General features: G+C 46.6%; 12 protein-coding genes. 4 read left to right on the forward strand and 8 right to left on the reverse strand.

The genetic code is table 11. The features are described 5' to 3' along the window. The first annotated feature begins 172 nt into the window (after positions 1-172). From ACWQAU_RS05930 to ACWQAU_RS05940, 3 genes are all read left to right on the forward strand, one after another. Positions 173-3,124 (forward strand): YhgE/Pip domain-containing protein, encoded by a 2,952-nt coding sequence (locus tag ACWQAU_RS05930; RefSeq protein ID WP_015380142.1) that lies wholly within the window; start codon positions 173-175, stop codon positions 3,122-3,124. Positions 3,125-3,627: 503 nt separating this feature from the next. Beyond that, on the forward strand, positions 3,628-4,008 hold the full coding sequence (mscL, locus tag ACWQAU_RS05935) for a large-conductance mechanosensitive channel protein MscL (RefSeq protein ID WP_003643168.1): 381 nt from the start codon (positions 3,628-3,630) through the stop codon (positions 4,006-4,008). A gap of 104 nt (positions 4,009-4,112) precedes the next feature. Further along, complete coding sequence (locus ACWQAU_RS05940; RefSeq protein WP_003643169.1) at positions 4,113-4,760, forward strand: deoxynucleoside kinase; 648 nt, start codon at positions 4,113-4,115, stop codon at positions 4,758-4,760. Positions 4,761-4,941: 181 nt separating this feature from the next. Here the strand turns inward: ACWQAU_RS05940 and ACWQAU_RS05945 are convergent, their stop codons facing one another. From ACWQAU_RS05945 to pepV, 7 genes are all read right to left on the reverse strand, one after another. Then, positions 4,942-5,628 (reverse strand): glycerophosphodiester phosphodiesterase, encoded by a 687-nt coding sequence (locus ACWQAU_RS05945; protein ID WP_011101356.1) that lies wholly within the window; start codon positions 5,626-5,628, stop codon positions 4,942-4,944. Positions 5,629-5,648: 20 nt separating this feature from the next. Then, positions 5,649-7,001, reverse strand: coding sequence for an ABC transporter substrate-binding protein (locus tag ACWQAU_RS05950; RefSeq protein ID WP_021355926.1), 1,353 nt, complete (start codon positions 6,999-7,001; stop codon positions 5,649-5,651). Beyond that, the gene (locus tag ACWQAU_RS05955; RefSeq protein WP_003643172.1) at positions 6,998-7,840 is read right to left on the reverse strand and encodes a carbohydrate ABC transporter permease; all 843 of its coding nucleotides are present in this window, start codon (positions 7,838-7,840) and stop codon (positions 6,998-7,000) included. Before ACWQAU_RS05955 ends, ACWQAU_RS05950 begins: the two co-directional genes overlap by 4 nt. Further along, positions 7,840-8,805: a carbohydrate ABC transporter permease gene (locus tag ACWQAU_RS05960; protein ID WP_021356523.1), complete on the reverse strand. Its 966-nt coding sequence runs from the start codon at positions 8,803-8,805 to the stop codon at positions 7,840-7,842. Before ACWQAU_RS05960 ends, ACWQAU_RS05955 begins: the two co-directional genes overlap by 1 nt. After that, a complete protein-coding gene (locus tag ACWQAU_RS05965; RefSeq protein ID WP_011101354.1) occupies positions 8,780-9,880 on the reverse strand; it encodes an ABC transporter ATP-binding protein in 1,101 nt (366 codons plus the stop codon). The genes ACWQAU_RS05960 and ACWQAU_RS05965 overlap by 26 nt, the downstream gene beginning before the upstream one ends. Positions 9,881-10,218: 338 nt before the next feature. Next, on the reverse strand, positions 10,219-10,725 hold the full coding sequence (locus ACWQAU_RS05970; protein ID WP_003644234.1) for a universal stress protein: 507 nt from the start codon (positions 10,723-10,725) through the stop codon (positions 10,219-10,221). A 26-nt stretch (positions 10,726-10,751) separates the two neighbouring features. Next, positions 10,752-12,155, reverse strand: a complete 1,404-nt coding sequence (pepV, locus tag ACWQAU_RS05975; protein ID WP_013355438.1) for a dipeptidase PepV — start codon at positions 12,153-12,155, stop codon at positions 10,752-10,754. 126 nt (positions 12,156-12,281) lie between these two features. Here pepV and ACWQAU_RS05980 point away from each other — a divergent pair, with 126 nt between their 5' ends. Continuing rightward, positions 12,282-13,118: an NAD(P)H-hydrate dehydratase gene (locus ACWQAU_RS05980; RefSeq protein ID WP_021356522.1), complete on the forward strand. Its 837-nt coding sequence runs from the start codon at positions 12,282-12,284 to the stop codon at positions 13,116-13,118. Between the two features lie 136 nt (positions 13,119-13,254). Here ACWQAU_RS05980 and ACWQAU_RS05985 read toward each other — a convergent pair whose 3' ends face one another. Beyond that, positions 13,255-13,995: a 16S rRNA pseudouridine(516) synthase gene (locus ACWQAU_RS05985; protein WP_003643178.1), complete on the reverse strand. Its 741-nt coding sequence runs from the start codon at positions 13,993-13,995 to the stop codon at positions 13,255-13,257. Between the last annotated feature and the right edge of the window lie 3 nt (positions 13,996-13,998).

A 13,998-nucleotide genomic window follows, 5' to 3' on the forward strand; every position in this document is an offset into this window, starting at 1 on the left:
ATTTTTAAAATCATAACTTACCCTTAATTTTAAACCCCACTTGCACTCAAAATGGGGTTTAAACCCCACATGCTGTCTTGATGATGTGGTGCTATTTCTGAAACCTGTTATCCTCTTTAATGCACACACGGGGTTTCATACAAAATAGACAATTAAGGGAGCGCAAGTAAAGATGATTAAAGCAGAATGGGCGTATATGCGCAAACACAAACTAATGATTATCGTCATGGCAATCATTATGTTCATTCCATCAATTTATGCCGTGACATTTTTACGATCAATGTGGGATCCATACGGTCGGTTAAATAATTTACCTGTAGCCGTCGTCAATCATGATCAGCCAGTCACGTACCAAGGGAAGCATCTCAGTGTTGGGCGCAATTTAACAACGAATTTAAAAAAATCTAGCGCTTTGAAGTTTCAACAAGTCAACGCGAGTCAGGCACAAGCTGGCTTGAAAAATGGCCGCTATTATATGGTGCTCACGATTCCAACCAATTTTTCGCGCCACGCGACTACCTTACTCAATCACCAACCACAAGCCATGGTGCTACATTATGATACAAGTGCTGGACATAACTTCGTCGCTAGCAAGATGGCCGATTCGGCGGTCACCTCGATTCGGTCATCCGTCGCCCAAACGATTACAACGAGCTATGCCAAAACGATGTTTGCCGCTATCAAACAACTTGACAGTGGCCTCAAAACAGCTGCTACTAATAATCAAAAGCTAGCCACCGGTGGTCAGCAGCTCCAAACTGCCAACCAAAAAATCGCCACCAACCTGGACACCCTCGCAACTAGTTCGCTGAAACTAAAACAAGGGAGTCAAACACTGACGGTCGGTTTAAACCAATATCTTAATGGCATTTCACAACTACAGGTGGGTAACCAAAAAGTAGTTGCCGGTCTAACACAACTGCTCGTCAAAAGTAATCAGTTAGTTGCTGGCATGGCTCAACTCAACACCGGTGTTCAAACTTTAAATCAAGGTGTTGATCAATACGTTGCTGGCGCCCAGCGAGTGAATACTGGGACTGTCAAAGTCAATACTGGTGCCCATCAGGTGGCCAGTGGCACGCAACAATTCAGTAGTGGTACCGCTCAACTGGCGACTGGTACGCAACAACTTAGTTCCGGTTTAAACGCTTATGCGGCCGGTGTCGGCAAGGTCAACACTGGTGCCAACAAGCTTAGTCAAGGTGCTAATCAACTACAAGCACAGACCGCTCAGTTAACGGCTAAAACGACGGCCCTAACGAGCGGCTCAAGTCAGCTAACTACTGGCATCCAGACACTAGGTCAGAACAGTCAGTCCCTCACCATCGACTTGCAAAAATTGCAGACGCAACTTAAGCAACCAACCAACAATCAAGCCACGATTAGCGCAACCGTGGCAGCGCTGAAAAAGCAGGCTGCTGGTACCGACTTATCGTCCGTTAAAACCGCGCTAAGTGCGCTGACATCGGCTATTAAAACTAGTGCGGCGCTTCACGACAATGTCGCCGCAACCGCTAACAGTCAAAATTTGACTGCGGCACAAAAATCAGCCATTTTGGCAACGGTTGATCAATCCGCTAACCGTGACGCCATCAACGCCGCCCTTGCGAGTTTAACCACGGCCATCGCCCAGTCGACGCAACCGGCTCTAGATACGACTGCTTTGACTAGGGCCCTCAGCGCCACGACTCAACAGCAGGCTGACCTTGTCACCACGGTCACCCAACTCACTACCGGTGCGCAATCACTGACGACCGGTATTCAATCTGCTGGTAACGCGGCTAACAAACTGAGTACTAGTCTAACCCAGCTGAACACGGTCCTACCTAATCTCACTAATGGCATTGGGGCCGTCACTACTGGTGCGACAAACTTGGCTAGCGGAACAACAACGCTCACAACTAATAGCCAGCAGCTCACCCAAGGCTTTAAAACACTGGATGCTAACACCAACTTGCTCAATCAGAGAAGTCACCAACTGGCTACGGGTGCGGGGCAAGTTGCCGCGGGTTCTCAACAGCTGACCGCGGGCACGCGTCAACTCAGCACCCAGGGCAACCAGCTAACACAAGGTGCCAGCCGCGTGGCTACGGGTCTTCAATCTGCACAGACCAACCTACCCAGCTTAACAACTGGCATCTCACAGTTAGTTACGGGCAGTCAACAAGTCACCACTGGCTTACATCGACTCGGCACAACGGGTATTGCACTCGCTAATGGCAGTCAGCAACTCACTAGTGGCAATGGGCAATTAGCCACCGGAGCTCAGCAACTAGCCGTGGGTGCTAACCAAGTTACAACCGCTGGTAATAAGATTCAAACTGGTAACCAAGCATTAGCGACCAAATTAGGAACGGCCGCAAGCAAGGGGAATCTCAATCCATCAAAACTGACGTATCAACAAGTTGCCAAACCCGTCACTACAACTCACCAGGACCGTGATGATGTACCAAACAACGGTACTGGTATGGCGCCGTATATGTTAAGTGTCTCGTTATTTGTCGGCGCGCTCGCCCTCAATATGATGTTTGATATGTATACCCCACGCAAACACCCGCAATCGGCACTGGATTGGTGGAGTAGCAAGGCCAGCATCATGCTCGTCTTTTCAATCATGGAAAGTACGATTATGCTCGGCTTGATGATGTTAATCAACGGACTCAGCCCGATTCATCCGTTTGCCACTTGGTTGTTACTCACGCTAACGGCGCTACTCTTCATGACGATCGTCGCTTGGCTTAACCTTGTCTTCGGCAAAGCTGGCGCCTTCTTCAGTATGGTACTACTAGTCTTACAGCTCGGTGGTTCAGCCGGAACGTATCCAATTCAGCTGTCAGGTCACTTTTTCCAAACAATCCACCCGTGGTTACCAATGAGTTACAGCGTCAACGGCTTGCGGCAGACCTTAATGACTGGTAATTCTGCTCTTCCTGAGATGGGCGTCTTAGCACTGATTCTAATGCTGTTTATTGCTCTGACCTGGTTGTTCTTTATCCGTCGTTACCCTCGGCTGGCTCAAATTGACTTTGAAGACCCCGTCGCCGTCAAAGCCACTCAGAGTAAGTTAGCCACGTTGGTTCGGCGAAAGGCCCAAGCTAAAGCATCTGACAATAAGACGAATTAGTTATTTGGATTTATGATCTCGAAACACTGCCAAAACGACTTTCTCTATATCAGAGAGAGTCGTTTTTAGCAGCTAACTAAGTTGACGACTTTACCCAAATGGTGCTGTTAATTCTGATTCGCTGGTCAACACCTTAACCTACTACTATATTATTAGTATTCGTGAAAATCCCTACTAATATTGAAACGACTTCCCCATTACTTGAGACTGCTTTTCACAGACTCATTTTGACCGGATGTCACACACGCTAAGTCATCTAGCTTGTCAGTCAACAGCCCAACTAACTAAAACCATTAACTAGTCTCAAATGCACCACAACAATCATTCAGAACAACATTAAGTCACTATCCAAACAAAACTAATCATGATACCACCTCAAATTAGTATGGGTATGCTTTAGTTAGGGACAAGCTTACGGTTAAATTAGATTGGTATATTGATTGAGTCCGCGTTTGATTTTGGCTATACTGTTAACAGTCAATTAATAAAGGAGTGCGAGTCGCATGATCAAAGAATTCAAGGAATTTATTGCCCGCGGTAACGTGATTGATTTGGCCGTTGGGGTTATTATTGGGTCCGCTTTTACGGCCATTGTTAAATCGTTGACAGACAACTTAATTAATCCACTGATTGGGATTTTCTTAGGCAAAGTTGATTTATCCAATCTAAAGTTCAGTATCGGTGATGCTACCTTTAAGTACGGGTCCTTTCTAAATGCCATCATTAATTTCTTCATCGTCGCCATCGTCGTTTTCATTCTGGTGAAAATTATTAATAAAGTGGTTAAAAATGAACCAGAAGAACCCGAGGAAGAAGAAGTCGATGTTTCCGCGCAATATCTAGAAGAAATTCGTGATTTATTAAAGGAACAGGCTAAAAAATAAGTGAAAATAGCTCCCAAGCAAATTTTTCATTAAAAGTCTATATGGTATTAAAACTTTTTTTGAGATACAATATATTGTGCAATTTTTTATAAAGAGGGGCTATCATGGTGATAATAACAGCAGGAATGATTGGGGTCGGCAAAACCACGTTAACGGGGTTAATTGCTGACCACCTTGGAACTAAGGCATTTTACGAACCGGTTGGCGACAACCCCGTATTGCCACTTTATTATTCGGATCCTAAGAATTACGGGTTCCTATTACAAATCTATTTCCTCAACAAACGTTTTGCAATGATCAAGAAGGCATTGGCCGACGATAACAACGTCCTCGACCGCTCCATCTATGAAGATGCCCTCTTCACCAAAGAAAACAACGCTGAAGGAAACATCTCTGACACTGAATTGAATGTTTACTTGCAACTACTAGACAATATGATGACCGAATTGACTGAACTGCCTAAGAAGGCACCAGACTTGATGGTCTACTCTGAAACTGACTTCGATACGATTCTTTACCGGATCAAGAAGCGTGGTCGCGACTACGAACAGTTCGACCACAACCCTGAACTGGAATCTTATTACTATAAGATGTGGACCGCTTATCGGAAATGGTACGATGAATACGATGCTAGCCCTAAAATGAAGATTGATTTACAACAGTACGACTTGGAAAAACCTGCTAACCAACAAGCAGTGCTGGCTCAAATCGATTCTGAATTAGGCAAGATTCGCAATCCAACCACAGTTTAATTAATCATGCTAAAAGCGCCAGTCCCGATAATGGGGACTGGCGCTTTTATTGCGCACAATCTAGCGAGCAAACAATACAGAAACTTCTTAATGACTCGCGACCAGCTAGCTAGGTAGCGCGGGTAGTGTCGCATTACCAAACGACAATCTTTGAATGCCGCACTAGCACAATTGCGCTCGATTACATGGCTGCCCGGACTTGTTGGGCTAACTCAAAGTTATTGGTAATCACCGCATTGACCGAGGCTGCGAACAATTGTTGCATTACGATTGGCTCATCCACTGTCCAAACCCGTTCAGCAACATGGTGTACAGGTTGATAGTGTTCAAGATGCACCCCTTCTAAGTGTTCGTGAGTCGCAAACTCATCCGGATTACCCAGACGCGCTGAAGTCAAAAAAGCATATTTCTGGCTGGCATCAATGGCGTAGGCCCGCTGTAAACTCTTCAGATTAAACGACGAAAAAACGACCGGATAAATTAAGTCAGTCTGCCGGACCATCCGTAGCACAATCCGCTCGATATCAAGATAATAGTGTCGATCAGTCTTCAACTCAAGGTTCAAGTGAACGGGCTCCCCACTCACTAAGTTTAAAAATTCTTGTAAGGATGGGACGGGCTCTCCATTTGCTAATTCAAATCTACGCAACTGTTCGAAGGTCAGATCCGCAATGGCCCCTTGCCCATTAGTAGTTCGATCGATTCGTTCGTCATGCATAATCACTGGTATTTGATCCTGGGTAAGATGGACGTCAAACTCTAAGCCATCGATATGATGACTGATGGCATACGCAAACCCAGCTAGCGAATTCTCAGGAAACTTAACGGGAACGCCCCGATGACCATAAATCAACGACATATTTGGCACAATTCTTCAACTCTTTCCAATTAATGACGACCGTTTGCACGGTTATTTGATTCTAACACTTTATTGTACGTATTTTCAGCCGTTTGCAACGATTGTCGAATATCTTGGCCTGCAAAAATCTGTTGCATCGCCGTTTGAATCGCCGTCCGTGCGGGAACCCAACCATCGACAAAGACACCTGAGTTCGTATTATTAGGCTTCGTTCGTAGCATCTGATTACCAGAAACTTCTAGGACCGGCGACTTCTTGAATAGTTTTTTCAGCGTTGGCTCGTCCTTAGCCCCCTTATTAACGGCTAAATAACCAGTCTTAGCTTGCCAATCGGCTTGCGTCTGTGCGCTAGCGAGAAACTTAGTGAATTCCCACGCGCCATCTTGGACCGCGCTTGGTTTATCGTTCGCAATCCAAAGTGCCGCCCCACCAACTGCGATTCCGTTGGCTCTCTGACCATTCGGCCGTGGGAAATATGTGACACCTAGATCATTTTTGAGCACTTGATACAACTGACCCGTGTTCGCGGACGATTGCATGAAGATACCCAAATGGCCTGCCAAGAAAGAAGCTGCTTCATTTGCAGCAGCATTACCACCCGAACCAAAGTTCATAAAGTCACCATAGTCAATATTTTCTTTAACCCACTTCATCGCATTGATCGCCGCGGGACTCGTAAAGTCGACCTTAGTCGCATTGCCAGTATGACCATTATCACGATTGGCAACGGGAACACCTGCGTTAGCGACCAGCTGCTCGAATAGCCACGAATAGGCCTCCATTGTCATTCCCTTGACTTTGCCGTGGGATTTGTCGTGGATGGCCTTAGCGACTCGCGTGATATCATCGTAAGTCGGATCCACTGGTGGCGGCGTAATCCCGTACTGACGCAAGACCCTCTTATTATAATAAAGCGCCGTTTGCGATGCATTAAACGGCATTGCTAGCAATTGATTGTCGCGCATCACGATCGCCTTGGCGCCCGGAATGATTTGATCAGCATCGTAATGGTCACGGTCAATAAATTTCTGCATCGGTGTCGTGAAACCACTGTGATACATCTGACTGGTGGAAATATCCATCGATTGAAATAGCGCTGGTGACGCGGCCGTCCCATGCGTATTCAAGATTTTTTGAATGACGCCATTATAGCCACCCTCAAACTCGGCTACAACTTCATATTTGGACTGTTGGTGATTAAACGCTTTAACGTAGGCGTCAATCGCTTGTTGACCAGGACCTTTCATCTCATGCCAAAACACCACTTTAATGCGACTACTATCCGCATGGACACGGGTCCGACTATAAGCGACCCCACCCACTACCAAGAGGACAACCATCATACCGGCTAGCCACTGCCACTTTCGCGTTATCTTCATCATTTCACCGAACCTTCATTCAATCCAGATTTAAAGTAGTGTTGCCCCCAGAAAAGGACAATCAATGTTGGAATCACCACGATGGCGGCACTCGCCTGAACGAGTCCCCAATTCGTAGCGGTTTCCTCCGAATGCAATTGCCGCAATCCATCTTGGACCGGACGTAGCCGATTTGAAAACGTGGTTAGCATTGGCCATAAATATTGGTTCCAGCTTCCTAAAAAGCTGTAAGCAGCTAGCGTCAATAAACTAATCCGTGAGTATGGTAAGGCAACGCGACAGTAAAATTGCCAGTGTGAGAGACCATCAACATCAGCGGCTTCCTTTAAGTCTCGTGGAATTTGCAGAAAGGCTTGGCGTAACATGAAGATACCAAAGGCCGAAGTTAAGAACGGGATAACCATCACCGCATAGTGATTCAACAAGTGCATCGCACGGACCGTGTGAAAGTTCGGAATCACTTCAGCTTCAAATGGTAGCATCATAGTTGCCAAGACCAAGTAGAACAACGCATCCCGATACTTAAATTCTAAAAACACAAAGGCGTAGGCGGCAATTGATGCAAAAAACAGATGAGCAATCATCTGAATGATTGAGATCACTAAACTGTTAAATAAGTAGCGAAGAATGGGTGTTTTGGTGAACGCATCCTGATAGTTCTGCCAAGAAAGGGTTCCGCTCAGTGATCCTTTCGCAATAGTCGTCGTTGGTAAAAAGCTGGTCCACAACCCTAAAACAAACGGTAAAATAATGACTAACGTTAATGTAATTAATAACAAGTACCGGAATCCGATACCGATTCGATGTCGAATCAGGGCTTGAGTAGCCATTGTATTTTCCATTAGTAATGCACCCGCTTTGCTAAAAGTTTGAATTGGATTACCGTAATCGCTGCAATAATGATTGCTAGTATGATCGATTCCGTGCTAGCAAGCGCATAGTTACCATCAACGAAGGCATCCCGATAAATACGGTAAACTAATAAGTTGGTGGCGTTCGTAGGCCCACCCGCAGTCATCAAGTCAATCAATCCGAAACTCTTGAACGCTGAGATCAACGTAATCACCGCCGCAAAGAAGAGTGTGGGGGAAATCATTGGCAACGTGATATGGATGAACTGATAACGCCGACTGGTCCCCGCCACATCGGCCGCATCATATAAGGTTTTAGGCACAACTTGCAATGCCCCAAAAAAGATCAGAAAAGTAAATCCGAGGTGCATCCAAACGCTCGTCATAATAATCGCCACCATGGCCCAGTGTGGCTCCGTTAACCAATTAATTGCCGGTAAGTGCATCCAGATGGCCACCTTATTCAACAAGCCCACGGATGGATTAAACATGAATAACCAGAAAATTGCGGAGACCGAGACAGACACTCCCATAGTCGAGGTAAACATAGTTCGAAATAGCTCGATACCCCGAACCCTTTGATTGGCAGCGGCCGCTAACAGTAACCCCCCAATTAACGTGAACACTGTCACACCCACGACATAGATTCCAGTGGCTTGCAGGCTAGCAAGATAACTCTTAGTCGTCAGCAAATTAAGGTAATTTTGCAAACCAACAAAGACGGTTGGTTCACCAAGACTATTAGTCAAGAAAAAGCTTAGATACAAGGTGCGTAACATTGGATAGAAAACAAAAACACTGAGGGCGAGTATTGAGGGCCCAAGAAATAGCCAAGCATAATATTTATCATTACGCTTTAATTCAAAACTGCCGGTCTGCACATTTGCTTGGTCATGCGCATCTGGCGATTGTTTCGGCTTAAGGCGTCGCTTAATCGACGGAAACGAGTTGATCACTAGTAACACCCTCCTCTTCAGCAATCAGTTGTTCGTGCTCATCAAAAATGAAGATCTTACCATTAACGGTTACATTCACCCGTTGTTCAAGTGGTAATTGGACCTGACCAGATTGTGCAACTCGCAATGCCGTCCCGTTATCAGCCTGCACTTCGATAATCGTCATCTCGCCCAGTGTCTCGACATTCGTGACCTTGCCATTACCGCGCTCATCAGTAACTGGTACTACGTTTAGCTGATTAGGTCGGATACCAATCGTATAGCTCCCCGCGTTTAATGGTTGGTTAAGCGCGATCTGAAACCCCTCCGCGACGTGTAAATTACGAGCGGTTTTCGTCACCACTGGCAGTAAATTAATCTGTGGCGTACCGAAGAATTCAGCGACGAAATGATTAGCAGGATGATTATAAATATCTAACGGTGTATCAATCTGTTGCACGTGACGCTCATTTAACACCATTACGTGATCGGCCATGGTCATCGCTTCAGTTTGGTCATGGGTGACATAAATCAATGTCAATCCGAGCTTACGTTGCAGTTCGCGAATTTCGGTCCGCATTCGCACGCGTAGTTGCGCATCAAGGTTTGATAACGGTTCGTCCATCAGGCAAACCTTAGCATCACTGGCAATCGCCCGAGCCAAAGCCACTCGTTGCCGTTGACCACCAGATAGTTCGCGCGGCTTGCGGTCACGATAAGCCGTCAAATTGACCATCTTCAACGCGGCATTGACCCGACGCTCGACTTCCGCGGCCGGCATTTTTCGTGCTTGTAAACCAAACGCAACGTTGGCAGCCACGTCCAAAAAAGGGTACAAGGCATAACTTTGAAAAACCATTGACAGCTTTCGATCTTTTGGTGGGACTGCATTCATGATCTGACCATTGATGGCCAGCTTTCCACTAGTAATTGGAATAATACCGGCAATCATCCGCAGCAGCGTACTTTTACCACAACCGGATGGCCCAACAATCACGAATAACTCTCCGTCTTGAATCTCGGCATTTACATCGTTTAAAACTGGCTGTTTCGCCTTATCATACGTCTTTGTGATGTTCTGCAAGGTAATTCCCATATTCATATCCCCTCGACCTTTTATTTGTAATTTATTAGATTACTCTTTAATCATGCCAGACCAACGTATCGGGAATGTTGGCATAATGTAAAAATAACGTATGGGTTATGTATTTTTTTCATAAACAGCGCCCACCAACAAATTCGGAGTGAATAAAAAATAGTTGTTTCAAGAATTTGTACATTCTCGAAACAACTATTTAGTCTGTGTCCTACCAGTTAATCTGTCATGGATGATAACGGTCCACCGTGAGTCGGTTTTCTCTGTGTCCGATATCGAGCTTGAAAAAGCCGCTCAAATGTTTATCCGGACACTATCGGATGTCCTAAAAATTTCAATTAAAGCCGACGAGTGGTATGCTTTGGCAGTTTGACTGGCTGTTGATCAGCATCTGTGCGCACCACCAACGTGTCACAGGTAGCATTGCGAATCACATAAGCAGCATTAGAGCCAATTAACACCCGTGCCACGTTGTTAAGACCTGTGGCCCCAACAACGATCAAGTCAGTGCCATAGCGGTCTGGTAAAGTCGTCGCTAACAATAACTTCGAATTACCTGAATGTAAGTGAACCCGCACATCGCTGACACCCGCGGCCATCGCTTGTTGGCGAGCCTTAGCGAGATTCGCTTTAAGACCGGCCGTCAATTCGTTCAATGCCTGCGGTGTCGTTGCGCCAAAACCCATCGGCCCTTGAGTCACACCAATAAATTTCTCAGTATTAATGACCGTCACAATATCCAAAGCGGCATTTTGCTCGACCGCGATCTTAATTGCTTTCGTTAAAGCTAATTGGGACTGAGGACTCGTATCGATGCCGACTAAAATGCGTTTAACCATCGTCATAACCATCACCCTCCATTAAAGGATCACTATTTGTCGGTTGCTAACACGGCAATTGATTCAGCGTAAATCGCCATTGCAGCCATTAATTCGTCAATTGGTTGGAATTCATTGGCTTGGTGCATCGTATCTTCGGTATCTGGGAAGAGTGCCCCAAAGGCAACCCCACGAGCCATCATCCGGCCATAAGTCCCACCGCCAACAATTTGTGGTTGTGAGGCCGTGTCACCAGTTTGACGCCGGTAAACGTCCATCAAATCCTTGACGATCGGGTCTTCAGGGTCAACGTAATGTGGCACCATGAAGTCACCCTGCGTGACCGTGGCACCAGCTGGTAACTGCGCTTGGACTTTCGCCGTTAAATCAGCAGGTTCGATTCCCTTCGGATAACGGAAGTTCAACGTTAACGCACCACCCTTTTGATGGTCGAAGCTGAGTAACCCGACATTCATCGTCAAATCACCCATAACGTCATCCTTGTAAGCTAAGCCTAACTGGTTCGCCCGTGAATCATCGTGTAGCTTATTAGCCACGAAGTCTAAGAAAGCAGCGGCATCATCAGCAAAGGCATAGTTAGTCAAGAACGTTGCAAGGTAGGTTCCGGCATTGATCCCGTTACGTGGTTCCATCCCATGGGCGGCCTTTCCAACAACTTCCAGCTTAACGCCTTCAGGAACGACCGTTAATTCACCAGTTACTGGTTGCTGGTCCAGGAACGCTGTGAAGTCGGCCGCCAACTGCTCGTTGTCATCCGTCGCGACCACGGCTTCGGCATCACGCGGCACCATATTTTCACGCAAGCCAGAATCAAAAGAAACAAGGTTAAAGTCGCCATTATCTTCATGATCGAAGTGTAATTGCAGACTCACATTTCCCTTTTCACCATTGATCAACGGGAACATGGCATCTGGAGAGAAGCCCAAGGTTGGCGCTGGTTCAACTTCAAAGTAGCGTTTCATTCCAGTCCAATTACTTTCCTCATCGGTCCCAACGATAAAGCGAATCTTCTTATTGAGCTTCAAGCCAAGTTCTTTGACAATCTTTAAGCCATAGTAGGCCGCCATTCCCGGGCCTTTATCGTCGGAAACGCCGCGGGCATACATCTTGCCATCCTTGATGGTTGGTTCGAAGGGGTCCGTATCCCAGCCGTTACCAGCAGGCATTTCATCCACATGGGCTAAAATTGCCAAGGTTTCATCCCCCTCACCAATTTCAGCATAACCGACCAAGTTATCAATGTTCTTGGTCTTAAAGCCATCGCGTTCCGCAATCGCTAAAAACGTGGTTAACGCTTGCTTAGGACCAGGGCCTAAGGGTGCATCATCCGTCGCCTGGCTATCGTCACGAAAGCTCGGTACGCGGAGCATGGTGGTTAAATCTGCTAAATAATCATCTTGATGCTTAGTTGCTTCATTTTTCCAATCAACTGACATGTTAAATTCCTCCCACATATTGTTACCTCAATTTTATCATAGCTGTCGTCAACTTAATAATCGTAAGTAACCGCTTTTGGAAAATGGTATACTCAAAGTAAATTAACTTAGAAAGCTGGTCATTTTATGCAACCTATTACAACCGAAATTGTTAGCCGAACGATTATCAAACGACCGGCTGATTCTCACAAAGGCAATTACGGTCGAATCATGCTGATTGGGGGTAATCAAAATTTTGGTGGTGCTATCATCATGGCCGCAACGGCCGCAACATATAGTGGTGCCGGTCTGGTGACGGTCGCTACCGACCCGTCTAATTTCACGAGTCTACATGCTCGGCTACCCGAAGCCATGGTCATTGACTATCACCAAACGGACACCTTATTAAACCTGCTGGCAGGAATGGACGTTATCGTCATCGGTCCAGGCCTTGGAACAGATACCGTCGCTGATCAGTTACTGACCGCCGTTCTCGCTGCGACGCACGTCCCACAACGATTGGTCATCGATGGTTCGGCGCTGACCTTGCTTGCACAGCAGGCCCGCCCCTTACCCGCCACGGACATCGTGGTCACGCCACACCAAATGGAATGGCAACGACTTAGCGGTATCGCGATCAAAGATCAAACCCCAACTGCCAATCATGACGCGCAACAACGGTTAGGTGTTACGGCCGTGGTCAAAGCTCATCGCACGACCGTCTACACTGACGAACGAGTCTGGTTCAACCCCGGCGGCACTCCGGCCATGGCGACCGGCGGCATGGGTGACACGTTGGCTGGTATGATTGGTGGCTTCGTAAGTCAATTTCATAATTTCACCGATGCCGTTCTCAGCGCGGTCTACTTGCACAGTGCCATTGCCGATGACCTCGCTGCAACGCGGTACGTCGTCTTGCCGCATCAAATCAGTACCCGCATTCCGACTTACATGCACCGCTTTAGTCAGATTGAACGCCCTTAGCTAGCTGGACCATAATGAACACGAACAAGCCAACGACATTATGCTAAAAAAGCCTCAACTAACCATGCTTGAATTCATAGTTAGTTGGGGCTTAATGATTTAGTTTAAACCAGAGTGGCCGAATTCGTAACACGCACTATTCGCCTACGGGTTGGTTCGCATCCGCCTTCAACGCTGTTAGTTCGTCATCAGTCAGCGCACGATAGTTCCCCGCTAATAAGCCAACGGGTAGCGTTAACGAACCAAACTTGATTCGCCGTAACCCGACGACCCGTTCACCTAACGTTCCGACCATCCGCTTAACTTGGTGATACTTGCCTTCATGGATCATGATTCGAATCGTGGTAAAGTTCTCGATTTCATGGAATTGAACAATCTCAGCCTGAGCCGGTTGCAGTTCAGTCCCGTCCTTTAACGTGATTCCATCATTAAAATTAGCCAATTGAGCTGCAGTGATTTCCCCCGTTACTTCAGCCTCATAGACCTTCGTAACATGGTGGTTCGGCGACAATAGGTCGTGTGATAGGGCCCCATCGTTCGTAATGACCAAGATTCCCTCAGTATCTTTATCGAGACGACCCACGGGAAATAGATCGTCACGAAAATCCGTCGTATTGAACAGGTCCATCACCGTTTTCGCAGCGGAATCCGTCGTTGCCGTGATGACCCCGACTGGCTTATTCATCACATAATAGAAGTATTGTTGGTAACGGACCTGCACGTCATCTAAAAAGACGGTGTCACTGCCAGGGTTGATCTGTTGTTTGCCAGAGATTACTGGCTCACCATTGGCAGTGATATGACCATCTTTAATCAGACGACGTACTTGAGTCCGCGTGCCAATTCGCATCGCATGTAAAAATTTATCTACTCGCATAAT

The sequence above is a fragment of the Lactiplantibacillus sp. 3062 genome (assembly GCF_055413545.1).

Excerpts from the sequence above, each read along its gene's own strand:
- pepV (WP_013355438.1), bottom strand. The coding sequence starts at position 12,155 with ATGTCAGTTGATTGGAAAAATGAAGCAACTAAGCATCAAGATGATTAT.
- ACWQAU_RS05940 (WP_003643169.1), top strand. The coding sequence starts at position 4,113 with ATGGTGATAATAACAGCAGGAATGATTGGGGTCGGCAAAACCACGTTA.
- ACWQAU_RS05965 (WP_011101354.1), bottom strand. The coding sequence starts at position 9,880 with ATGGGAATTACCTTGCAGAACATCACAAAGACGTATGATAAGGCGAAA.
- ACWQAU_RS05980 (WP_021356522.1), top strand. The coding sequence starts at position 12,282 with ATGCAACCTATTACAACCGAAATTGTTAGCCGAACGATTATCAAACGA.
- ACWQAU_RS05930 (WP_015380142.1), top strand. The coding sequence starts at position 173 with ATGATTAAAGCAGAATGGGCGTATATGCGCAAACACAAACTAATGATT.
- ACWQAU_RS05955 (WP_003643172.1), bottom strand. The coding sequence starts at position 7,840 with ATGGAAAATACAATGGCTACTCAAGCCCTGATTCGACATCGAATCGGT.
- ACWQAU_RS05970 (WP_003644234.1), bottom strand. The coding sequence starts at position 10,725 with ATGACGATGGTTAAACGCATTTTAGTCGGCATCGATACGAGTCCTCAG.
- ACWQAU_RS05950 (WP_021355926.1), bottom strand. The coding sequence starts at position 7,001 with ATGATGAAGATAACGCGAAAGTGGCAGTGGCTAGCCGGTATGATGGTT.
- ACWQAU_RS05985 (WP_003643178.1), bottom strand. The coding sequence starts at position 13,995 with ATGCGAGTAGATAAATTTTTACATGCGATGCGAATTGGCACGCGGACT.
- mscL (WP_003643168.1), top strand. The coding sequence starts at position 3,628 with ATGATCAAAGAATTCAAGGAATTTATTGCCCGCGGTAACGTGATTGAT.